The following is a 22,555-nucleotide window of genomic DNA, read 5'->3' as shown; positions in this document are numbered from 1 at the left end:
TCAGATAGCAGAGCCTTCCGGAGGGTTAGCGTATGTGGGTGAGGTAAAGGGTGTGACCCCCAACCCCTCGGCCGCGATTGCGGCGCCCGTTGCAGGGCGGGTTTCCAAATTCATCAGGATGTTTTGCAGGTGCGGGGTATCTGCCAGTTGGTACCAACTGTGATCCGAGCCCGTAGGATACAGCGCCATCCATCTCATCATACACGCAATGTAATAGGTCAAAGCAGATGGTGCGTCTGCCCGAAACCACTGGGGCGCGTCTGCGGCCACGGATTCAAGCAATTTCAGGTGATGGCGCAGGCGAGGGCGGATGCCTTCGCGCAGTGTTTCGGCCTGAACGGCATCGATGTACTTGTCCGCGTAGAACAGAATCCGCATGTCGGCATGCAAGGTGTTCGAAGCGAAGAATAGCCATTTCAGAAATGCGGCGCGGTCCGGACTGTCGGGGACGGGGGCCATCTGCTTGTGTGTGTCAGTTAACCATAGCAGAATGGCGGCGGTTTCAAAAACCGGCCCTTGGGGCGTTTCAAGAACAGGGATCAAACCGTTGGGATTAAGCGCAAGATACGCGCTGCTAGCTTGCTGATTTCGGGCGCGGTCAACCAATACGGTATCGTAGGGCAGGCGCATCTCCTCCAGCACCAGCCGGATCACCAGCGAGGCGTTGTCAGGGGCGTAGTGAAGGCGATATCGCGTGTCCATGAAACCTATCTATACCGTACATCAATTCCCGAAAGTCTCGATTGCGACGTTTCCCATAGGAAACGCGTAGTTTGGTGTTGGTTCGCTGAGGAATTGGCGGATTCGGTCTCGCAGTCGGTGCAGTCCTTCCGTATAAGTTTCGGCAGCAAAACAGGGGGATGCTGCAATGACCGTAGGGATGTCACCCATCGACACGGCAAAATACGTCGCCGCGCGCCGTGCAGCCGACATGGTTCAGGACGGCATGCGGGTTGGGTTGGGCACCGGGTCGACAGCTGAATGGATGGTCCGCCGGTTGGGCGACAGGGTGCAAAAAGAGGGGTTGAAGATCAAAGGCGTTCCAACTTCGACCCGGACAGCCCAACTGGCGCGCGAGGTCGGGATCGAGGTTGTCTCGCTGGATCAGGCCGGATGGCTGGATATGACGATCGACGGTGCCGATGAGTTTGATCGGGAACTCAATCTCATAAAAGGCGGCGGTGGCGCGCATTTGCAGGAAAAGATCGTGGCGACCGCCAGCGATCAGATGGTGGTTATCGCGGATGCGGGCAAACAGGTCGAAACGCTGGGCGCTTTTCCTTTGCCCTTGGAAGTTATCCCCTTCGGCTGGCAAACGACCCGAACTTTGGTGGAGGAGGTTTTGGACACGATGGACGTCCTTGGAACCTCGACGACCCTGCGTCTCAATGGTGAAGCTCCGTTTGTTACAGATGAAGGCAACCATATCCTTGATCTGCACCTGCAACGTATCGGAAACGCCCGACAGTTGGCGTTGGTTCTGAACCAGGTGCCGGGCGTCGTCGAGAACGGGTTGTTTATTGATATCTGCGACAAGGTTGTAATCGGGCATGGAAATGGTCGAGTAGAAATCCGGGATATCAATGAAGGAACGGTCGAGACCGAGCATTCGCCAGACAACAGCGAGAACCTATTTTTGGATATAGCGGACTAAACTTGGCCCGGTGATAGATTTTTTGGGCGACCAAGGGTTGGCAGTGCGGTATTCGACCCCAGATACTCAACGAATTTTGGCCTGACAAAAAGGAACTCAGGATGAGCTTTGACTATGATCTTTTCGTCATCGGAGGCGGCTCGGGCGGGGTCCGCGCAGCGCGTGTGGCGGCGGGCGAAAACGGGGCCAAAGTGGCCTTGGCCGAAGAAGATCGCTATGGCGGCACCTGTGTCATTCGGGGCTGTGTGCCCAAAAAGCTGATGGTCTTCGCCAGCGAGTTTTCGGGCATGGTCGGTGACGCGCAGGCCTATGGTTGGGATATCCAGCCCGGCGGGTTTGACTGGGATACGTTCCACGGCAAGCTGGTGACGGAACTGGACCGGCTGGAAGGTATCTACCGTAATATCCTGAAAAACAACGGCGTCGAAAGCTTTGACCAGCGCGCACATATCGTTGATGCGCATACGGTCGAACTGGCCGACGGTACTCGCAAGACCGCCAAGCACATCCTGATCGCCACCGGCGGTCGCCCGGTTGTGCCGGACTTCCCCGGGTCAGAGTTGGCGATCACCTCGAACGAGATTTTCCACCTGCCGAAACTGCCCGAAAGCATTCTGATCGTTGGCGGCGGTTATATCGCCAGCGAATTTGCCGGGATCATGAACGGGTTGGGCGTGAAAACGACTCAGTTCTATCGCGGCGCGCAGATCCTGCGCGGCTTTGACGAAGAGGCGCGCGGTCTGATCTGTGAAGAGATGCGCCAGAACGGCATCGACGTGCGTCTGGGCACCAATGTGCTTGAGATGACGAAAGAGGGCGACAAGATCCGCGTCAAGGCCACCGACGGCACCGAGGATCAGTTCGACGTGGTCATGTACGCCACCGGTCGTGCGCCCAATGCAGATAACCTGGGGCTTGAGGCCGTAGGTGTTGAGCGTGGCCGTAAGGGTGAGATCATCGTTGATGAATACAGCCAGACCGGCGTGCCCTCGATTTATGCCATTGGGGATGTGACTGATCGTGTAAACCTGACCCCGGTTGCGATCCGCGAGGGCATGGCTTTTGTGGAAACGGTGTTCAAGGGCAACCCCACGCCCGTGGATCATGACCTCATCCCCACCGCCATTTTCACCCAGCCCGAAATGGGCACTGTGGGCCTGAGCGAGGAAGATGCCGCCGCGCAGGAGCCGATCGAGGTGTATGCTACTTCGTTCAAGCCAATGCAAAAGGCGTTTGCAGGTGGTACTCAGAGGGTACTGATGAAGCTGATCGTGTCTCAGGCGACACGCAAGGTTCTGGGCTGTCACATTGTCGCCCCCGGCGCAGGTGAAATGATCCAGCTGGCCGGAATCGCCGTAAAAATGGGCGCGACCAAGGAAGATTTTGATCGGACGGTTGCGGTTCACCCAGTCATGGCCGAAGAGCTGGTGACAATGCGGCAACCTGTGCGCACTGCTTGATTTGCAACCGCGCGCACACAAGTTACAAGGGAACCCGTGATCACACGGTCCAACACAAGGGAATAGATACACATGGCGGGCAACAGCGGTGGCCCCTGGGGGGGCGGAGGCTCTTCTGGCGGCGGAGGAAATCGGGGTAACAACGGGAACGGGCAACGCCCGCCCGAAGGCGATGGCCCGCAGATCCCCGAGATCGACGAGCTGATGAAAAAAGGGCAAGAGCAACTGCGCGTTCTGATGGGCGGTCGTGGTGGCTCGGGCCGTGGCGGCAATGGTCAGGGCAGCGGGGGCGGCGGTCCCATCTTTACCAAAGGGACCATAGCAATTGGCGCGCTGGTCGCGGCCGGACTATGGGCGGCTGCAAGTTTTTACACAGTGAAACCAGAAGAGCAGTCGGTAGAGCTTTTCCTGGGCGAGTTCTCCTCTGTCGGGAATCCTGGTCTTAACTTTGCCCCGTGGCCCTTTGTAACTGCCGAAGTCATCCCGGTTACGCGCGAACAGACCGAGGATATGGGCGGTGCACGCGGTAGCGATGATGGTCTTATGCTGACCGGTGACGAAAACGTGGTAGACATCGACTATCAGGTTGTCTGGAACATCAACGATCCGGCAAAATACCTGTTCAACCTGCGTGATCCGCGCCAAACCATCCAGGCTGTGTCGGAATCGGCGATGCGTGAGATTATTGCTCAAAGCGAGCTGGCGCCGATCCTGAACCGGGATCGTGGTATCATCGGTGAACGCCTGCAAGAGTTGATCCAGTCCACGATGGACAGCTACGATTCGGGCGTAAACATCATCCGTGTGAACTTTGACAAAGCCGACCCGCCGCAAGACGTGATCGCCGCCTTCCGTGACGTTCAGGCTGCCGCGCAAGAGCGGGATCGATTGCAGAACGTTGCTGACGCCTATGCCAACCAAGTTTTGGCGGAAGCCCGTGGTGAGGCCGCGCAGGTTCTGGAACAGGCCGAGGCGTATCGCGCTCAACAGATCAACAGCGCACAGGGTGAGGCCAGCCGTTTCAGCGCGGTTCTGGAAGAATACAGCAAGGCACCTGAAGTGACGCGCAAGCGCCTGTATCTGGAACGGATGGAGCAGGTTTTGGGAGATGTCGACAAGATCATCCTTGATGAGAACTCGACCGGTTCGGGGCAGGGGGTTGTACCTTACCTGCCGTTGAACGAACTGCGCCGCAACTCTGGGCAGGAGAGCAACTGATGCGTAAATCACCCATTATCCTCATCATCCTTGTAATTATCGGCGTCCTTGGATTGTCTTCGATCTTTATCGTCGATGAGCGCGAACGTGCTCTGGTTCTGCGGTTTGGCCGAGTTGTCGATGTCAAGGAAACGCCAGGTCTTGCCTTTAAACTGCCGATCTTTGATGAGGTCGTGCGCTATGACGACCGCATTCTGTCGATCGACGTACAACCGCTTGAGGTCACGCCTCTGGATGATCGACGTCTGGTGGTCGATGCCTTTGCTCGGTACCGGATCGCGGACCTGAACCAGTTCCGTCAGGCTGTTGGTACCGGTGGCATCCCGGTTGCCGAGAATCGTCTGGATAGCATCCTTCGTGCCGAGACCCGTGAGGTTCTGGGTTCGGTGTCGTCCCGCGATATTCTTAGTTCGGACCGGGCCGCACTGATGCTGCGCATTCGCAACAGCGCGATTGCCGAAGCACGCGCGCTGGGTGTGACTGTTATCGACGTACGTCTGAAAGCTACAGATCTGCCGCAGGCCAACCTTCAGGCGACCTTTGACCGGATGAAAGCCGAGCGGGAACGTGAGGCCACCGATGAGCGCGCCCGTGGTAACGAGGCGGCGCAGCGTGTGCGGGCGCAGGCTGATCGTACTGTGGTTGAACTGGTCTCGGATGCAAACCGAGAGGCCGAGATCATTCGTGGTGAAGCCGACGCCGAACGCAACGCGATCTTTGCCGAAGCCTATGGTGCGGATCCTGAGTTCTTTGAGTTCTACCGTTCCCTGTCGGCCTATGAACAGGCGCTGCAGGGGGGCAACAGCTCGTTAGTTCTGAGTCCGGACTCTGAGTTCTTTAACTATCTGAAGTCGCCTTCCGGCCAAGGCGGTCGGTAATGGGCATGATCCTTCTGGCCTTCGGGCTGGTGTTGATTGTCGAGGGGCTGGCCTATGCGCTGGCCCCTTCGCTTATTGAGCGTATGCTCGAGGCGCTGCGTGCGCTGCCCGAACAAGCACGGCGACTGGCGGGGCTGCTTTGTGTGGTCAGTGGATTGGTGCTGCTGTGGGGCGCGCATCAGGTCGGGTTTTAACACAGGGTTTTCACTTGCCGGTGATTTCTCCGCGATCCTCAGTTGCGGGCTTGGCCAAACCGACTACATTGGTTGCCAAGGAGGAACGCCTAAGGGCGATCCAGTTAGAGTTGACGACAAGGAGTTCCCAAGTGCAGGCACAAGCGCGCAGTATTTCCGTCCGGCGGGACGAGGTTGTTGGTTTCACGCGGCTGATGTGGTTGGCCTTTGTCGGGATGCTGTTGGTGCTGGCGCAGACCGTCGCCGCGCAGGCACGGGGCGAAAGCCTTGCTCCTCTGGCCGAAAAGATCAGCCCGGCGGTGGTCAACATCACAACGTCAACTCTGATCGAAGGCCAATCCGGTCCTCAGGGGATCGTACCCGAAGGGTCTCCGTTTGAGGATTTTTTCCGCGAATTTCAGGACCGCGGGAATAATGGTCAGAACGCCCCGCGCCGCAGTAATGCGCTGGGCTCGGGATTTGTGATTTCTGAAGATGGGTTCATCGTAACCAACAATCACGTCATCGCAGAAGCCGATGAAATCCTAATCGAGTTCTTCCCCGGCGATGGCCAGCCTGTAAAAGAGCTGCCCGCCAAAGTGATTGGCACCGATGAGAAAACCGATATCGCGCTTCTTAAGGTCGAGGCGTCGGGGCCGCTGCAATATGTGCAGTTCGGTGACAGCGATGTGGCCCGCGTGGGCGATTGGGTGATTGCAATGGGTAATCCGTTGGGTCAGGGATTCTCGGTCTCGGCCGGTATCGTATCTGCGCGCAACCGGGCGCTCAGCGGATCGTATGATGACTACATTCAGACGGATGCCGCAATCAACCGGGGTAACTCGGGCGGTCCGCTTTTCAACATGGAGGGCGAGGTCATCGGAGTGAACACAGCGATCCTTTCGCCCAATGGCGGCTCGATCGGGATTGGTTTTTCGATGGCGTCAAACGTCGTGATCAAGGTCGTGGACCAGCTGCGCGAGTTCGGTGAAACGCGCCGTGGTTGGCTGGGCGTGCGCATTCAGGACGTGACTGAGGATATGGCCGAGGCGATGGGTCTGGACAAACCGGGCGGCGCGCTGATCAGTGACGTGCCTGATGGTCCAGCCAAGGACGCCGGGCTGCTGGCAGGCGACGTGATCCTCAGCTTTGATGGGGTCGAGGTCGAAGATACCCGTGGTCTGGTCCGTCAGGTAGGAGAGACCACAGTTGGCAAAGCAGTCCGTGTTGTGGTGCATCGCGACGGCGGAACGCAGACCGTTCTGGTGACGTTGGGCCGCCGCGAAGACGCTGAGCGGTCTGAGAGCAATGAAGAAGATGCGCCCGAAGCGCCGGTTGAAGAAAACGCCGATATTCTGGGCCTGACCATCTCACCACTGACGGATGAGCTACGGTCAGATTTGGCCTTGGATGCAGAGGCCGAAGGTCTTGTGGTGACCGAAGTTGATGAAGCGTCGGAAGCCTATGCCAAAGGTTTGCGCGCTGGTGACCTAATCACTGAGGCCGGGCAGCAAAAAGTGACATCGATCGAAGATTTCGAAACGCGCATGGTGGAAGCAGGCGAAGCAGGGCGCAAATCGTTGCTTCTGCTGGTACGTCGCGGCGGAGACCCTCGCTTTGTCGCGCTGAGTCTGGAACAGTAATCAACTTGCAAAAAACAGTGGAAGGCCGGAGCAGATGCTCTGGCCTTTTGTTTTTCGCGCTTTTTTAAGTCTGGCCAATAGAAAGAGCCACGCGCCGGGGAAGGCACGTGGCTCTGATACAGGGAGAGGTCAGTGGACAGATATCGGGGATGATTCTCTGACCTCCTACGGTAACAGTTAGTAAGATAGTCTTAACGACTGGGAGAGTATGTGAAGCAGGTCACAGCCCGTCAGATCAAATCAGAATCTGCAAGTTCCCGCAGCGCGTCAAAGTCGTGGATCTTAAGGCCGCCGCGCGATGCCTCGACCACTTTGTCCCGCTTCCAGGTCGAGATCGTCTTTGACACCGCCTCTCGCGTTGCGCCGACGAATTCAGCCAGTTCGCTTTGCGACAGAGTGATGCGATTGCTTGCGTCGCCTTGCAGGTCAGACAGGTGCAGCAATTTGCGTGCCAGACGGATCGGCATCGGCAAAAAGACCTGTTCGTTCAACTGAGAGCCCATCCAACGCATCCGCAATCCGGCCAGCCTGATCATATCAACGGCAAGGTCGGGGTGCTGACGAATCTGGTTCATGACGTCCTTGCGTCGGACGCGAAGAACCCGAGACGGCTCGGCAGCGGCAATGGTGGCGGTGCGTGGGCCGTTGTCGAACAGGCCGATCTCACCAAACACTTCTCCGGGTTTCATAAGGGTCAGAGACAGCTTGCGGCCGCTCATCGCCAGAAAGGAGACTCCAAGCGTTCCTTCAAGGATCGCATAGAGAGCGTCGCCCTCGTCCCCCTGTTCAAAAAGTACATCTCCTTGGGTCAAGGAGATCTCGGTCGCCTGAGCCGATAGCATGGTTCTCAGCCGGTCAGATGCCTCGGCCAGAAAGCCGGTGTTTGGAAAGGGCGTCATATTGGTGGTTTAACCCGAGGGATTGTGAGTGGTCCCACAACTTTTCACAGCAAACGCCTTTAGCCAAGGTTTTTGTGTACTTATTTTATATCGGAGCGACGTCCGTGACCTTCTGAACCTTCAGCCGTCCTGATTTTCATTTTGGTCGGGTTCTTCCATATACGTCTGCAACATGCTGAATTGCAGCATTAAAAACGCCATCAGCGCGATTGGAAACGCGAAGGTTTCGATTTTCACCCATAGATCAGTCGATAGGGTGCGCCACACCAGTTCATTCGCCACAGCAAGAACTGCGAAGCACCCGCACAGACGGCGGGTCAGTATCATCCAACCTTCGTGCCGCATCGGCAGCATCTCGTCCAGCACATAGGCCAAATAGGATTTGCCCTGCAGCAGGCCTATGCCAAGGATCGCGGAGAAGAACCCATAGACCAGCGTGGTTTTCATTTTGAAAAACCGCTCGTCGTTGAACCAGGCCGTCAAGCCACCGAAGAAGATCACCATGAACGCGGTGAATATCTGCATTCGGCTGAGTTTCCCGGTCAGTACCCAAAGAACAGCCATTGCCCCTAACATAAGCGGGACAAAGATAATGGTGGCCACGATGAACCCCGAGTATTCGGTTCCCGCGTATTCAAAGCTGTCGTCGCGCAGACGCAGGTAGATGAAAAAAAAGGCCAGCGGAGGCCCAAGCTCCAGCGCCTGTTTCAGGAAAGGGTTGATCTCTTTTTTGCCTGTCATCACGGATTCCTGCTTCTTACCCGCCCATTTCAACTATTACGGCGCCAAGTGCAATCAATGCCATCAACGCAATCCGTCTGGGGCCAACGGTTTCTTTGAGGATCAACCAACCGATCAGTGCAGCAAATACTGTTGAGGTTTCACGCAGCACAGCGGCTTCGCCGACCTTGTCCAATCGGGTGGCCAGCATGATCGAGCCAAAAGACAGCGGCGCGATGATACCTCCGGCGAGTCCGCGCAGCATCAAAGGTCCAAGAGCCGGACGATGGATCATGGCCCGCCATCTGAGAAATGCGTAGAATGGCATCGCAGCCCCGTCGATCATGAAGAACCACGCCAGAAACGTGAAAGGATCCGCCGTGGCGCGGATGCCATAGGCGTCATAGGTTGTATACAGCGCCACGAACAGCCCCGTCGCGATGGCCAATGCAAGGGCAATGCCCAACGTCTCACGATTTGTTTCGAGAAATTTGAAGTTGTAGGCGGCCAGACCGAAGATACCGGCAAGAAGGACGGCGACTCCGAACCATTGGGTTCCGGTGAAGGTTTCACCGAACAAAAGATAAGCGCCGATGACGGTGAACAGTGGGCCGGTGCCACGTACCACAGGATAAACGACCGTGTACGATCCCTTGGTATAGGCCAACGCCTGCAGCGTTTTGTACAAGATATGGATCACCCACACGACGGCAAAGATGGGCCACATGTAGGGTTCAGGCCAGGGCACGACAAAAAGCGCAAAGGGGGCAGCCATCAGGCAATAGCAGGCGTCGATGGCCCCGCGCGACATCCAGGGGTCGTGGCGTCCCTTTTGTAACGCTCCGAAGGCTGCGTGCAGAAAGGCAGCCATAAGCGCCAGCGCCAGTGCCAACTGGTGACCTGCTTCGGTGCCTTCCAGTGATATCAGCCAGTCGCTCAATACAAGTGCTCTTTCACGGGTGGTGAGGCCGGGGGTTTTCCACCCCCGGACCCCCGAAGGATATTTTTAGCCAGATGAAGGGGCGGATCAGTTTTCCAGCCCAGTCAGAGCTGCGGCAAACTCTTCGGGATCGAAAGGCGCGAGGTCGTCGATCTGTTCACCAACTCCGATTGCGTGGATCGGAAGACCGAACTTGTCGGCCAGCGCGACCAAAACCCCGCCCTTGGCCGTTCCGTCGAGTTTCGTCATCACAAGCCCCGACACATCCGCCAGCTTGCGGAAGGTTTCAACTTGGCTGAGTGCGTTTTGCCCGGTGGTGGCGTCCAGTACCAAAAGGGTGTTATGCGGAGCGGTTTCGTCGACCTTGCGGATGACACGGACGATTTTGGCGAGTTCTTCCATTAGGTCTGTGCGGTTTTGCAAACGACCTGCCGTGTCGATCATCAGAAGATCCGCGCCTTCCTCTTGTGCTTTGGTGAGTGCGTCGAAGGCAAGAGAAGCAGGGTCCGAGCCTTCCGGAGCAGTCAGGACCGGCACTCCGGCGCGATCCCCCCAGACCTGCAGCTGTTCAACTGCGGCAGCGCGGAAGGTGTCTCCGGCGGCAATGACGACCTTTTTCCCGGCGGTTTTGAACTGGCTTGCGAGCTTGCCGATGGTTGTGGTCTTGCCGGATCCGTTAACGCCCACGACCAGCACCACCTGCGGGCGTTTTGGGTAAATAGGAAGGGGTTTTGCCACCGGCTCCATGACGCGGGCGACTTCTTGCGCCAGAAGCTGTTTGATTTCTTGCGTCGAGAGTTTGCGACCGTACCGCCCCTCGGCCATGTTCGAGGTTACGCGCAGGGCAGTGTCGACGCCCATATCCGAGGCGATCAGCAGTTCCTCGAGCTGTTCCAGCATGTCGTCATCCAGCGCACGGCGGACAACGGTCTTTGGCTCACTTCGGCCAAACAGACGCCCCAGTACGCCTTTGGAAGACGTAGCTTCAGGAGGGGGTGGCGCGGGTTGTGGATCGGCAGGCGACGGGTCGGGCGTTTCGACCGGCTGCGGCGTGGGTACAGGGGCGGGTGTTGGTTGTGGCGCGGGTACTGGTTCCGGCGTTGGTTGAGGTACTTCCGGAACAGGTTCAGGCTGCGGTTCGGGCTCTGGTATGATCGGGTCCGGGGTTGTTGTTTCCTCGCCGCCATCCTCGACGATTGCGTCCAGCCCCTGTTCAAGGCGGGACGAGGATTTGAAAAGCTTGTTCTTTAGCTTTGAGAAAAACGCCATTTTTGGTCTCCGCAGGTGTTCCCCTCACCTAATGCGGATTCGCAGCGGTTGCAAAGGGTCAGGCAAACGCCAGCAGTAACCCTACCTGCGCCCCCCAGTACAATATCCAAATCGGATAGGGTGTAAGTTTCCGAGATGGATGATTAGGGGGCAAAAGGAATTTCTCGGTGGCCAGGATCAGGTCTGAGGCGATGAAGGCAAGGGCAGCGGGCAGGGCCAACCACAGCGCGTCTGTATCCGGTAGGGACAAAACCGCGATCCCCATCCCCAAAATGATCGGGATATAGGCAAGCACCGGGCCTTTCAGGTCACCTGCGCGCGGGGTCAGCAACGTGGCGGCAATAATACCCAAAACGATCAACGACCAGAAGATGGCAGGTCGGTCCAAAATCAGGCCCGGGTCGCTGGACGGATGCGTGAGAAACAACGCAATATAGGCCAGATGCCCGGCGGCAAACGCTCCGATACCGGCCATGAAGGTCTGGTCCGTTTCGCGAGACAGTAACGCATCCCCGATTGCGCAAAGGGCAAGTGCCATCGACAAGAGCAACGGCGCACCGCTGAAAACCGCAATGACGGCCAGTGTGCCAACTGAAGCGGTCTTAAAAATCGTTCTCGCCGTGCTGACAGGTTTTGGGGCCATTGGCATGTAAGCCATCGCACAGGCGGAAGCGAAAATCAGCAGAACAGTGGTCACGCGTTGGTCTCCGGGTTGGTGGTCAAATCAGAACGCCATGATCACGCGGTCAATTCAACGGGTTACGTCAGGGCAGGGCGGCCTGACGCAATGGTAATTGGCCTTGTCTTCCGGCTTCTGACAGAATGACTGCATGCTGAGACACATCGTGATTCTTTTAGCCCTTTCCGCGCAGGCGGTGGGTGCCCAGACGGCCCTGTCCGGGTCCGAGTTCGATGACTATACGCGCGGTAAAACCCTGTTTTACGGGTTTCAGGGCGAGGTTTATGGTGTCGAACGGTACCTGCCGAACCGTCGGGTGATTTGGTCCTATTTGGATGGCGACTGCAAAGAGGGCGTCTGGTATGAGCAGGAGGATCAGATCTGTTTCCTCTATGAAGACAGGCTTGATCCACAATGCTGGCGCTTTACCCGGTCTGGCGCTGGGTTGATTGCTCAATTTGAAGGAAATCCCGACCAGACCGAATTGTATGAGGCCGAGGACATCGACGAAGAGATGATATGCCTCGGGCCAGAGGTCGGAGTTTAAGTGTCACTTAAAACAATGAGCCTTGATCCGGTGCGTCTTTTTTAGGCGATTTTTTTGGTGCAGGTCGCGGCGCCTTAGACTGCCCTGTGTTGAGCATGCCATCGGCAAATTCAATCTCTAACGCGTCGTGTTTTGCAGCCTGTTTCTTCGTGGTTATAACTTGATCGTCGGCTCGTACCACGGCGTAACCACGTTGCAACGTCGCCTTGTAGCTGAGCGTTTCGCGCAGACGGTCCGTGGCCTCTAGCTGTTGCCGCATCCGGTCCAAACGCAGGGTGTGGGCCGCGCTCATCCGTTCGCTTAACCTCGAGAGAGTTTGGCGCTGCACCTCGATCTCGCGCTGGATGGGGCGCAGTGACAGGCGCGAGGACAGGTTGCGCACCGCCTCTTGTCGGCTGCTTACAAGATTGCGCAGGGTTGAGGGCCGCAGATGGGCAGAGAGCCGCACCACTTGCAACTGGCGGTTTTGCACGCCGCGCTCCAGCGCTGGGGTTAAGCGATCTGCAATCAAATCAAGTCGTTGGCGCGGAGAGTTCAACAGGCTGTCCGGGCGCGGCAGGGCGCGGGACAAGTCGCGCAGACGTTGGCTGCGGCGTTGCACGGCATCGGTCGCGGCGCGGGACAGGCGCGCGCCTTGCTCGCCGGTCCAGGCCAGTAGCTCCATTCGAACGGGCACGGCCAGTTCGGCGGCTGCAGTGGGTGTGGGGGCGCGACGGTCCGAGACGAAGTCGATCAGCGTTGTATCAGTTTCATGCCCCACAGCCGAGATCAGCGGGATCTCCGAGGCCGCCGCCGCGCGTGCGACCGCTTCTTCGTTGAAACCCCACAGGTCTTCGATCGACCCGCCGCCGCGGGCGACGATGATCAGGTCAGGGCGGGGCAGCGCACCTCCGGGCGAGAGTTGGTTGAAACCGTTGATCGCGTTGGCGACCTCGGGCGCGCAGTTCGATCCTTGCACGGCGACAGGCCAGATCAGCACCTTGCGCGGGAACCGATCGCGCAGGCGGTGCAGGATATCGCGGATCACTGCGCCAGATGGTGATGTCACTACGCCGATGATCTGCGGTAGGTAGGGCAGGGGTTTCTTACGCTCGGGTGCGAACAACCCTTCAGCCTCAAGCTGTTTCTTGCGCTTTTCCAGCAGCGCCATCAGTGCGCCTTGGCCTGCGACGGCGACCTCATCGACATTCAGGTTGTATTTCGATTGCGCGCCAAACGCGGTGAGACGCCCGGTTACGACGACCTCAAGCCCTTCTTCGGGCACCACGGACAGGCCCGAGATCTGACCCTTCCACGTGGTGCAAGCCAGCACGTTCCGGTCATCCTTGATATCATAGTACAGATGGCCCGAGCGCGCCTTGAACACGCGCCCGACCTCGCCGCGTACACGGATTCGGCCGAACGTGCCTTCCAGCGTGCGTTTCACCTCACCCGAGATGTCAGAAACTGTATATTCCGGGGTGTTTTGGCCGGGAATGGGGTCGTCAAGCAGGTCGGACATTTCAGCGCCTTGTGTCAAATGCCCACCCAGCTTAGAACGCGCGGAAGGCGAGGCCAAGCAGATCGGAGAGCAGTCATGAATATCCTCATTCTCGGAAGCGGTGGGCGCGAACACAGCCTGGCCTGGGCGGTGATGCAGAACCCCAAATGTGACCGTCTGATTGTGGCACCAGGTAATTCCGGGATCGCGCAGATCGCCGAGTGCGCGGCGCTGGATATTGAAAATGGCGGCGCGGTTGTCAGCTTTGCCGAGGAAAACGCGATTGATTTCGTGATTGTCGGCCCCGAGGCCCCGCTGGCCGCTGGTGTAGCAGACCGCCTGCGCGAAGCGGGTGTGCTGGTCTTTGGCCCCTCAGCTGATGCGGCGCAGTTGGAGGCATCCAAGAGCTTTACCAAGGAAATCTGCGACGCCTCGGGTGCGCCGACCGCCGCCTATGGGCGTTTTACTGAAGCCGAGCCTGCCAAGGCCTATATCCGCGAACAGGGCGCGCCTATTGTGGTCAAGGCCGATGGTCTGGCCGCCGGCAAGGGCGTGATCGTGGCGATGGACGAGGCGACCGCGCTGGAGGCCATCGACGACATGTTTGGTGGGGTTTTTGGCGGGGCCGGGGCCGAGGTGGTGATCGAGGAATTCATGGAGGGCGAGGAGGCTTCGCTTTTCGTGTTGTGTGATGGAGAGGATATCCTGTCCGTTGGTACCGCGCAGGATCATAAGCGCGTGGGTGAGGGCGATACCGGGCTAAACACGGGCGGGATGGGGGCGTATTCTCCGGCCCCGATCCTGAGCGCCGACATCGAGGCTCGCGCGATGGAAGAGATCATCAAGCCGACCGTGGCCGAGATGAAAAAGCGCGGGATGCCGTTTCAGGGGGTTCTCTATGCGGGTTTGATGATCAAGGACGGGCAGCCGCGACTGGTGGAATACAATGTGCGCTTCGGCGATCCTGAATGTCAGGTGCTGATGATGCGCCTGGGCGCGCAGGCGATGGATCTGATGCATGCCGCAGCCGAGGGCCGTTTAGGCGAGGCGCAGGTGAATTGGGCCGACGATCACGCGCTGACCGTTGTGATGGCGGCCAATGGCTATCCCGGTTCTTACGAGAAGGGCAGTGTGATTGGCGGTCTGGACGTGTTGCCCGAGGACAGCAAGAACATGGTTTTTCATGCCGGGACCAAGGCGGCAGACGGGCAAGTATTTGCGTCGGGTGGTCGGGTTCTGAACGTCACTGCTCGGGGCGAGACACTGCAGGACGCGCGCAACCGGGCTTATGCGATGGTTGACGGGATTGACTGGCCCGGAGGGTTCTTCCGTCGCGATATCGGCTGGCGGGCTTTGTGATCTGATTGCCGGGCTGCGCCCGTCTTGATTTTTTGCGGAAGGGGGCTTTGCCCCCTCGGCCTTTCGGCCTCACCCCCAAGGTATTTTGGGCCAGATGAAGGGCGGATCAGCAGTTTGGGGCTGAGGTCAGGTCCCTGCGGTGTTTGAGTGGGCCAAGGTCGGTGGTTTGCCAGCCGCCATTGTAGGAGACGCTGATGATGCGGGACCAGTCGGCGCTGGCCAGGATCAGTTTGGGGCCTGTCGTGCAGTAGCGCAGGCCTCCGGCGATAAATGCGTCGCCGATCTGATGGTTGGTCAGGCCGGGCAGGGTTGCGATCTCGCTCAGTTCGCGATCTTTGTAGCGCCAGATGCGGAGGGTTTTGGCCAGATGCGGGCGGTCGATATAGGCGATTTCGATGTGGCCGTCATTGTCCAGATCCCAAATTCCAGCCGGGGCGAGCCAGCGGTTTCGCGCGCCGATGTGGGGGGTGGCGGCGATCTTGTCCCCGCGCGCGTTGTAGATTGCGAGTTGAGCGCCCTCGTGTACGCTGGTTTCAACGACGATGACCTCGTTTGATCCGTCAAGATCGATATCGGCCAGACGAGGGGCGAGGTCTTCGAAGACCCGGTCCTGCGGGAGCCGGATGGTTAGGACCGCCGGGTTTCTTGGCGTTTTCTGAAGCTTTTTAGGGTCTATGCTTTCGACGGTTATTTCCAGTGCGCCATATTCGATATCGTCGCCCAGAACTCCATGCGTATATCGTGTTGTGGGTTCAGTATAACGCGCAGCTGTAATTGTCTCGGCAGCGGTGACGAAGTCTACCCCCGCCAGCCAAAAGCCCAGCGTTAGAATTGCGCCGCGTACCTGACATTGCCACAGGCGGGGGGGGAAACGCGGCGCTTTGGACCGCATCAGATCTGTTTTTCCGGCATTTGTACGACGAGACCGTCCAGTTCATCCGTCACTTTGATCTGGCAGGTCAGGCGCGAGCGGGCAGGGTCGGGCTCAAACGCAAAGTCCAGCATGTCCTCTTCCATGTCGTCTTTGGCGGGCACTTTCTCGACCCAATCAGGGTGGATATAGACATGGCAGGTCGAGCAGGCGCAGGCGCCGCCGCAATCGGCCTCGATGCCGGGGATGTTGTTGTCACGGGCCCCTTCCATGACGGTCAGTCCGTTGGCGACCTCGACGGTGTGCTCGGTACCGCCATGCTCGACATAGGTGATCTTTGCCATTGCGTGCGTCTTCCTTTTACGATGTTCGAAACCTTCCTTAGTCAAGCCATTTAGGTCTTTCCACCCTCATTTGCGACTCGGGATGCCGCGACTGGACATTCCTGTGATATGTTCTATCTTTGTTCGCATGCTTGTTGCCCCTGTTCGCCGTGCAGTTCCAAACCGAGACTGGCCGCGCCCACCCGCTTGCCTGCCAGCCAATCGGCTGGACGATCCCCCCGATAACGCCCGTGTGACCGTGGCCGGGCTGGTGATCTTGCGGCAGAGACCGGGAACCGCCAAGGGCGTGATCTTTCTGACGCTTGAGGACGAGACCGGCATCGTGAACGTGGTGGTCTGGCGCGCGATGTACGAGGCGTTCCGTCGCGCGGTGATCTCGGGGCGGTTGTTGCGGGTTACAGGGCGGATGCAACGGGCGCATTCCGTGACCCATGTGATCGCGGAAGAGATCGAGGATATCTCGGGGATGTTGGACGTGTTGGTACGGGGGGAGGGAGCCTAGGCGCTGCCATACACTCCTGCCTTGTCCAAACGCCAGCGCTGATGCACAATTTCATCATTAGATGTTGGGCGCGCCGACAGACCACCACGCCACGCTTTGGGAGGAACGTGTCATGCCATCCAAAACCGCAGATTCCACACCGCCAGAGGACCTGACGCCCCAGCAGCAGGACAGGGCCGACGTCAATACAATCACTGTCGACGATATAACCGCCTCGTTAAAAGCTGGCTTCTCTGACTTTCTGGCGCGCCCGGTCATGAGCGGCTTTTTCGGTCTGTTCTATGCGGTGTTCGGAATTCTTCTGGTTTGGGTCATGGTCTGGCTGGGCAAGATCTGGATGATCATTCCGGCCATTGTCGGCTTTCCGTTGATTGCACCATTTGCGGCCGCTGGGCTGTACGAAATGTCACGCCGGTTGCAAAACAGAGAGGACTTCGGGTGGTCTGAAATCTTGACCGTCATGGCCAATCAGCGAAAGCGTGAGATGGGCTGGATGGCCTTTGTTACCCTTTTCATATTCTGGGTGTGGGTTTACCAGATTCGGCTATGGCTGGCGATTATCCTACAGGACGCCTCTTTTTCGGACTTGGACGGGTTTCTGAACACCGTATTTTTCACTCCGCAGGGATGGACGTTTCTTGCTGTCGGCACGGCCATAGGGGCATTTCTGTCAGCGGTCCTGTTCTCGACAACTGTCGTTGCCATGCCCATGCTGCTGGATCGCGAGACCAACTTCGTCTCTGCCATGCTCACATCAATCCGGGTTGTCACCGAGAACCCCGTGGTGATGCTGAGCTGGGCTGCGATCATCTCGGTCACGATGCTGCTGTCGCTGGTTCCGGCGTTTTTGGGCCTGATTTTTACACTACCGATTCTGGGGCACACGACGTGGCATCTGTATCAGCGGGCCGTCCCGCCGGTGGCGGATAATTCGCCCGCTGTCAGTACAAGCCACGCATCATCCGCAGGTTAGCAAGGCTTGTGACCTAATTTACCGCTTGAACAAATTGCTCTGCGACTGCTTGTCTCGATGGTCCCCGCGCAATTCGGCATGTAGCGCCCGACCGGCCTGAACACCGGGGCGGGCACTGACGGTTTCTAGCCAGCGGGTGAAATGTGGCTTGTCCTCCAGCACCTGTTGCTGGCCTTCCCACAGACTGGCCCAGCCCCAGATCGACATGTCTGCAATGGAGTAGAAATCGCCCGCGACATATTCATTCTCGGCCAGCCGCCGGTCGAGCACGCCGTAAAGCCGGCCAACCTCGGTGCGATAGCGATCCTTGGCATAGGGCAGGTCTTGTGGCGGGTCCAGTTGCGGGGCGTATTTCAAAAAGTGGTGCGCCTGACCGGCCATGGGTCCGACCCCGCCCATTTGCCACATCAGCCATTCCTCAACAGCGATCCGGTCACGCTCGGTCTTGCCGTAGAACCGCCCTGTCTTGCGTGCCAGATACATCAGGATGGCACCGCTTTCGAAAACCGAGATCGGCCTTCCATCCGGGCCGTCGGGGTCAACGATGGCGGGCATCCGGTTGTTGGGCGCGATTTTCAGGAATTCTGGGTCGAACTGGTCACCTTTGCCGATATTGATCAGGTGGGTGGTGTAGGGCAGGCCCATTTCTTCCAGCGCTATGGACGCCTTCCAGCCATTCGGCGTCGGCCAGAAATACAGATCGATCATAATGTCTCCTCAGCTTGAGGGGATCATGAGGCTTTCTGCGCAAAGGGCAAGAGGGCGTGTGGCCGGGGGAGCGCAAACAACCGTGACCAGCGTGGCGCTGGCAGGTCGGGCAGGCCAGTCTGCAGGCAACCCAGACACAAACGGTCGTCGTGGCGCAGCAACGCGGTATACAACCGCAAAACGCCCGGTCGAGTATAGCTTGACCAATGACAGATGAGACGCTGGGGCATGCCGACTGGCTGTACGACGCGGGACAGATGGGCCAAAGTTTGCGGACAATCCAGTTGTAGCGTGACAGCGTTTGGGGCTTGTAGCCCTGTTCCTATGCTACGGTCTCCACGTCGGGGTGGCTGGATCAGCCATTCATAAGCCATGTCAAACAGATCGTTTTCCCGGCTGGTCACATTAACGAATTCCGCAGATCGACCGGCCGGTGTGTCCAACGCACAAAGCGCTCGACTTTGGTAGGCTGCCCCCGTCAACGAGATAATGCGGTTCAACGCCCCGGATCCAGAGTGGTGCAAAGCCTCAAGCGCCAGTTCGACACCCATTGAATGGCCGATGAAATGTATCGGTCTTACCGGGTTCAACCGACGCAAATCGCGGATCAGCCCGGCCAATGCGCGGCCGGCCTCGACGGCGCGACGACGCGCCGCCCATACTGGCCCCTGGGCGTTCCAGCCAAATGCGATCCCCAGCCCTTCATCAGCGAACCCCGCGCCGAACCCAAGCTGCTGTGGCCAGCTTGGACAACCAAAGTACGTACCATCCGGATTCAGGGCCAAAATATGTCGATGTGGGCAGGCTTTGGCGTCGTCGGGCCTGTATTTATACCCGTGGGTCATGACGACGACAGGGCCCGATACATCCCTTGTACGCCGCAGCACGCTATAGACGGGACGGGGGCTGCGATGGAGGAAAATCTGGTCGTCTTCGACATTGATCCTGACTATTGGCATCTGCTCAGCCTCGCACAAGATGTAGTGGTGCTCGTCTGTCATGACGCTATGACGATTGGGTGAAAGACAGGTTACAGAACCGTGACGTTGCACCAGTCAGGGTTGACGCCTTTGCAACTGCGGCGTAATGGCATCAAGACCACGTGGCGATTTGATACCGGATTGCGGGCCACGCTAAACAACACCGCTAAAAGGTCAGGATGAAGGGCCCCTTTCGCTTGACCGCGTCTGGGGTTTTTTATTTGCGCGCCCAAACCGGGCCGAAAGGAATGACATGAGCGAGAACTGGAACAAACGCACACAAGCCGTCCATGGTGGCATCCGCCGCAGTCAGTATAACGAGGTGTCCGAGGCGATCTTTCTGACGCAGGGCTTTGTCTATGATACCGCCGAGCAGGCCGAGGCCCGTTTTATCGAGACCGGCCCGGATGAGTTCATCTATGCCCGCTATGGCAACCCGACCGTGTCCATGTTTGAACAGCGTATTGCCGCTCTGGAAGGGGGCGAGGACGCCTTTGCCACCGCATCGGGCATGGCTGCTGTGAATGCTGCGCTGACCTCGATGCTGAAGGCTGGCGATCATGTGGTGTCGGCCAAGGCGCTGTTCGGCTCATGCCTTTATATTCTGGAAAACATCCTGACCCGTTTTGGGGTCGAAGTGAGTTTTGTAGACGGCACCGATCTGGACGCGTGGCAGGCTGCGATCCGTCCCGATACCAAGGCGGTGTTTTTCGAATCTATGTCGAACCCGACCCTAGAGGTGATCGACATCGAGGCCGTCGCCAAGCTGGCACATGCCGTTGGCGCGCTGGTGATTGTGGACAATGTATTCTCGACGCCCGTGTTCTCGCGCGCGATTCAGCAGGGTGCGGATGTGGTGGTCTATTCCGCGACCAAACATATCGACGGGCAGGGCCGGGCGCTGGGCGGCGTCATCATCGGCACCAAAGACTTCATCCGCGGCACCGTTGAACCTTATTTGAAACACACCGGCGGGGCGCTTAGCCCGTTTAACGCCTGGGTGATGCTGAAAGGGCTTGAGACGATGGCGCTGCGCGTCAACGCGCAGGCTGAATCCGCGCAGGTCATCGCTGAGGCGCTTGAGGGGCATCCAGCGTTGGAACGCACTTTGTACCCTGGTTTGAAAACCCACGCGCAGAATGCGCTGGTACAGACGCAACTGGGGGGCAAGGGCGGCACGGTTCTGTCGCTGGATATCAAGGGCGGCAAGGACGCGGCCTTCAAGTTCCTGAACGCGCTGACGATCCCGGTGATCTCGAACAATCTGGGTGATGCCAAATCAATTGCTACGCACCCGGCGACGACCACGCATCAGCGTCTGAGCGATACGCAAAAGGACGAGTTGGGCATCACACCGGGTCTGATCCGGTTTTCGGTCGGGCTTGAGGATGCAGATGACCTGCTTGCCGATATCGGGCACGCATTGGACGTTTCTCAACAATAGCGGTGCGTCAAATCAGGTATTCCCGGGTCAAAGAAATGTGTGCGGGGTAGTAAATCGCTCATTCCGCACCAAAATTCGATCCGGGCTGTGTTTTCCGGCGTATACGGATAAACTGGAAAACGCGCCGAGCCCGTATATACTCCGGCGACCAACCCCGAGGAACTCTGATCGATGAACGTGCATCCCCGTGACATTGACGACGCCCCCAACCATGATCAGGCCGAAGCCGCGCTGAAAGTGCTGCGCAAATGGGCCGAAAGCGCGACAGAGGCCGAAATCAGCCAGCTTGATCCGGCGATCGCACGTCTGGTTCCGGGGCTGGTACCGGTGAACTATCCGTCGCTGTCACGTGAGTATCCCGAAGGGTTCGAGGTGGATGCTGCATATCGCGCCACGCTGCCCGACCTGCAAAACGGCCCCTCCAGCCTGATCCGGGGGGCAAAGCAGCAAATTCAGCATGTGGGCATTTCCAATTTCCGCCTGCCGATCCGCTTTCATCGCAAAGAAGGTGAGGATTTGACCCTTGAGACCTCGGTCACCGGGTCAGTCAGCCTTGAGGCGGAAAAGAAGGGTATCAACATGTCCCGCATCATGCGGTCCTTCTACAAACACGCCGAGCGCACCTTCAGCTTTGAGGTGATGGAAGCCGCGCTGGATGATTACATGACCGATCTGGACAGCTTTGATGCGCGCATCCAGATGCGGTTTTCCTTCCCTGATAAGGTGCAAAGCCTGCGCTCGCGATTGGAAGGTTATCAATACTACGACATCGCGCTGGAACTGGTCGAACAGAACGGCGTACGCCAGAAGATCATGCATCTGGACTATGTCTATTCCTCGACCTGCCCTTGTTCGCTGGAACTCAGCGAGCATGCGCGCTCGACGCGGGGGCAGTTGGCGACGCCTCATTCACAGCGCTCGGTCGCGCGGATTTCGGTCGTGGTGGACTGCGACGCCGATTGTCTTTGGTTCGAAGACCTGATCGCTCTGTGCCGTCGCGCAGTGCCCACGGAAACGCAGGTCATGGTCAAGCGCGAGGATGAACAGGCTTTTGCCGAGCTGAACGCCGCCAGCCCGATCTTTGTCGAGGACGCCGCGCGTTTGTTCTGCGCCGAATTGCTGGCCGATCATCATGTCGGTGATTTCCGAGTGGTCGCCAGCCATCAGGAAAGCCTGCACAGCCACGATGCGGTTTCGGTCCTGACTGAAGGCCCGACCTTCGTATCCGCCAGCATTGACCCGAAATTGTTTGCGACCCTTTTCCACGTAGGGTGAGGTCAAAAAGTCTCAACTTCAAACTTACGGCACGTTTTTGCCGCAGCGCAGCAAAAAATGCTGCAAGCGCACGATCTTTCAAGTAGACTGAGGCCGAATGCAGCCGTGACTGCGCCGTTTGATTGCGGCGAAGGTCACTTCTGAAGGAAGCTGACACGTGCAACGCCTGAATCAGAGCGACACCGAAGGGTACCCGAAACATCGCGGCGTCTCTGGCTTCTTACCGTCATGCAGGCTGCGTCGTTTTCAGAGGAGTAACTACGTATGAATCCGATTACCCAGCCGCTGGAATTTCAGGCTGCCGCCATTCGGATGGCGGGCTATGCGGTCAGCAACCAGATGAAAATCATGCACATTCTGGCGTGCTCGGCGATGGAGCTGCCTTTCGTTCCCGTTCAAGCATTGCATGCGTCTTCATCGGTGCCCGCACCTGTTGCGCCAAAACCTGCGACCAAGACCACAGCACCAGCTTCCAAGGCAACTGCAGCTCCGGTTGCTAGGCCGAAACCGGCTGCAAAGGTCAAACCCGCAGCGAAGAC

Annotated in this window: 23 protein-coding genes and 1 riboswitch; of the genes, 12 read left to right on the top strand and 11 right to left on the bottom strand. The window is 58.2% G+C overall.

Features of this window, described 5'->3' with window-relative positions:
- The gene (locus tag ABWV79_RS16335) at positions 1–702 is read right to left on the bottom strand and encodes a glutathione S-transferase family protein (protein ID WP_353393241.1); all 702 of its coding nucleotides are present in this window, start codon (positions 700–702) and stop codon (positions 1–3) included.
- Between the two features lie 166 nt (positions 703–868).
- Here ABWV79_RS16335 and rpiA point away from each other — a divergent pair, with 166 nt between their 5' ends.
- The 6 genes from rpiA (at position 869) to ABWV79_RS16305 (ending at position 7,026) form a co-directional block, all read left to right on the top strand.
- Positions 869–1,654 carry a ribose-5-phosphate isomerase RpiA gene (rpiA, locus tag ABWV79_RS16330; RefSeq protein WP_170750602.1) on the top strand — a complete coding sequence of 262 codons (786 nt, stop codon included), beginning with the start codon at positions 869–871 and terminating at the stop codon, positions 1,652–1,654.
- Positions 1,655–1,755: 101 nt separating this feature from the next.
- Positions 1,756–3,114, top strand: coding sequence for a glutathione-disulfide reductase (gene gor, locus ABWV79_RS16325; RefSeq protein ID WP_170352775.1), 1,359 nt, complete (start codon positions 1,756–1,758; stop codon positions 3,112–3,114).
- Between the two features lie 72 nt (positions 3,115–3,186).
- Positions 3,187–4,332 carry an FtsH protease activity modulator HflK gene (gene hflK, locus ABWV79_RS16320; RefSeq protein ID WP_170352776.1) on the top strand — a complete coding sequence of 382 codons (1,146 nt, stop codon included), beginning with the start codon at positions 3,187–3,189 and terminating at the stop codon, positions 4,330–4,332.
- Complete coding sequence (hflC, locus tag ABWV79_RS16315; protein ID WP_170352777.1) at positions 4,332–5,210, top strand: protease modulator HflC; 879 nt, start codon at positions 4,332–4,334, stop codon at positions 5,208–5,210. Before hflK ends, hflC begins: the two co-directional genes overlap by 1 nt.
- Positions 5,210–5,404, top strand: coding sequence for a DUF2065 domain-containing protein (locus ABWV79_RS16310; RefSeq protein ID WP_170352778.1), 195 nt, complete (start codon positions 5,210–5,212; stop codon positions 5,402–5,404). The genes hflC and ABWV79_RS16310 overlap by 1 nt, the downstream gene beginning before the upstream one ends.
- 131 nt (positions 5,405–5,535) lie before the next feature.
- Entirely contained in the window at positions 5,536–7,026 is a 1,491-nt protein-coding gene (locus ABWV79_RS16305) for a Do family serine endopeptidase (protein ID WP_502949867.1), read from the top strand.
- 230 nt (positions 7,027–7,256) lie between these two features.
- Here the strand turns inward: ABWV79_RS16305 and ABWV79_RS16300 are convergent, their stop codons facing one another.
- The 5 genes from ABWV79_RS16300 to ABWV79_RS16280 form a co-directional block, all read right to left on the bottom strand.
- Complete coding sequence (locus tag ABWV79_RS16300) at positions 7,257–7,925, bottom strand: Crp/Fnr family transcriptional regulator (protein WP_353393238.1); 669 nt, start codon at positions 7,923–7,925, stop codon at positions 7,257–7,259.
- Positions 7,926–8,045: 120 nt separating this feature from the next.
- On the bottom strand, positions 8,046–8,666 hold the full coding sequence (locus ABWV79_RS16295; protein ID WP_353393236.1) for an inner membrane-spanning protein YciB: 621 nt from the start codon (positions 8,664–8,666) through the stop codon (positions 8,046–8,048).
- 16 nt (positions 8,667–8,682) lie between these two features.
- Positions 8,683–9,585: an EamA family transporter gene (locus tag ABWV79_RS16290; RefSeq protein WP_170352781.1), complete on the bottom strand. Its 903-nt coding sequence runs from the start codon at positions 9,583–9,585 to the stop codon at positions 8,683–8,685.
- An 87-nt stretch (positions 9,586–9,672) separates the two neighbouring features.
- The gene (ftsY, locus tag ABWV79_RS16285) at positions 9,673–10,854 is read right to left on the bottom strand and encodes a signal recognition particle-docking protein FtsY (RefSeq protein WP_170352782.1); all 1,182 of its coding nucleotides are present in this window, start codon (positions 10,852–10,854) and stop codon (positions 9,673–9,675) included.
- Between the two features lie 58 nt (positions 10,855–10,912).
- Positions 10,913–11,551 carry a lysoplasmalogenase family protein gene (locus tag ABWV79_RS16280; RefSeq protein ID WP_353393233.1) on the bottom strand — a complete coding sequence of 213 codons (639 nt, stop codon included), beginning with the start codon at positions 11,549–11,551 and terminating at the stop codon, positions 10,913–10,915.
- Between the two features lie 133 nt (positions 11,552–11,684).
- On the opposite strand from ABWV79_RS16280, the gene ABWV79_RS16275 reads away from it, so the two are divergent.
- Positions 11,685–12,080, top strand: a complete 396-nt coding sequence (locus tag ABWV79_RS16275) for a hypothetical protein (RefSeq protein ID WP_353393231.1) — start codon at positions 11,685–11,687, stop codon at positions 12,078–12,080.
- Positions 12,081–12,087: 7 nt separating this feature from the next.
- Here the strand turns inward: ABWV79_RS16275 and xseA are convergent, their stop codons facing one another.
- Entirely contained in the window at positions 12,088–13,581 is a 1,494-nt protein-coding gene (gene xseA / locus ABWV79_RS16270) for an exodeoxyribonuclease VII large subunit (protein ID WP_353393229.1), read from the bottom strand.
- A gap of 75 nt (positions 13,582–13,656) precedes the next feature.
- Between xseA and purD the strand changes: the two genes are divergently transcribed.
- The gene (gene purD / locus ABWV79_RS16265) at positions 13,657–14,919 is read left to right on the top strand and encodes a phosphoribosylamine--glycine ligase (protein WP_353393227.1); all 1,263 of its coding nucleotides are present in this window, start codon (positions 13,657–13,659) and stop codon (positions 14,917–14,919) included.
- A 106-nt stretch (positions 14,920–15,025) separates the two neighbouring features.
- Here purD and ABWV79_RS16260 read toward each other — a convergent pair whose 3' ends face one another.
- Both ABWV79_RS16260 and ABWV79_RS16255 read right to left on the bottom strand, forming a co-directional pair.
- Positions 15,026–15,811: an FG-GAP repeat domain-containing protein gene (locus ABWV79_RS16260; RefSeq protein WP_353393225.1), complete on the bottom strand. Its 786-nt coding sequence runs from the start codon at positions 15,809–15,811 to the stop codon at positions 15,026–15,028.
- Positions 15,811–16,134: a 2Fe-2S iron-sulfur cluster-binding protein gene (locus ABWV79_RS16255; RefSeq protein WP_170383687.1), complete on the bottom strand. Its 324-nt coding sequence runs from the start codon at positions 16,132–16,134 to the stop codon at positions 15,811–15,813. Before ABWV79_RS16255 ends, ABWV79_RS16260 begins: the two co-directional genes overlap by 1 nt.
- A 127-nt stretch (positions 16,135–16,261) precedes the next feature.
- On the opposite strand from ABWV79_RS16255, the gene ABWV79_RS16250 reads away from it, so the two are divergent.
- Positions 16,262–16,636, top strand: a complete 375-nt coding sequence (locus ABWV79_RS16250; RefSeq protein WP_234899408.1) for an OB-fold nucleic acid binding domain-containing protein — start codon at positions 16,262–16,264, stop codon at positions 16,634–16,636.
- A gap of 112 nt (positions 16,637–16,748) precedes the next feature.
- Complete coding sequence (locus ABWV79_RS16245) at positions 16,749–17,609, top strand: DUF2189 domain-containing protein (protein WP_353393223.1); 861 nt, start codon at positions 16,749–16,751, stop codon at positions 17,607–17,609.
- An 18-nt stretch (positions 17,610–17,627) separates the two neighbouring features.
- Here the strand turns inward: ABWV79_RS16245 and ABWV79_RS16240 are convergent, their stop codons facing one another.
- Together ABWV79_RS16240 and ABWV79_RS16235 are read right to left on the bottom strand one after the other, a co-directional pair.
- Positions 17,628–18,317 carry a glutathione S-transferase N-terminal domain-containing protein gene (locus ABWV79_RS16240; RefSeq protein ID WP_353393221.1) on the bottom strand — a complete coding sequence of 230 codons (690 nt, stop codon included), beginning with the start codon at positions 18,315–18,317 and terminating at the stop codon, positions 17,628–17,630.
- Positions 18,318–18,340: 23 nt separating this feature from the next.
- Entirely contained in the window at positions 18,341–19,318 is a 978-nt protein-coding gene (locus ABWV79_RS16235; RefSeq protein ID WP_353393219.1) for an alpha/beta hydrolase, read from the bottom strand.
- Between the two features lie 91 nt (positions 19,319–19,409).
- A riboswitch (SAM riboswitch) is annotated at positions 19,410–19,487 on the top strand.
- 63 nt (positions 19,488–19,550) lie between these two features.
- Between ABWV79_RS16235 and metZ the strand changes: the two genes are divergently transcribed.
- The gene (gene metZ / locus ABWV79_RS16230) at positions 19,551–20,741 is read left to right on the top strand and encodes an O-succinylhomoserine sulfhydrylase (protein ID WP_353393217.1); all 1,191 of its coding nucleotides are present in this window, start codon (positions 19,551–19,553) and stop codon (positions 20,739–20,741) included.
- 171 nt (positions 20,742–20,912) lie between these two features.
- Positions 20,913–22,016, top strand: a complete 1,104-nt coding sequence (folE2, locus tag ABWV79_RS16225; RefSeq protein ID WP_353393215.1) for a GTP cyclohydrolase FolE2 — start codon at positions 20,913–20,915, stop codon at positions 22,014–22,016.
- The last annotated feature ends 539 nt before the right edge of the window (positions 22,017–22,555 follow it).

This window comes from Ruegeria sp. HU-ET01832 (genome assembly GCF_040371315.1).
GTDB lineage: Bacteria > Pseudomonadota > Alphaproteobacteria > Rhodobacterales > Rhodobacteraceae > Ruegeria > Ruegeria lacuscaerulensis_A.
This window is presented reverse-complemented; position numbering and strand designations above follow the sequence as displayed.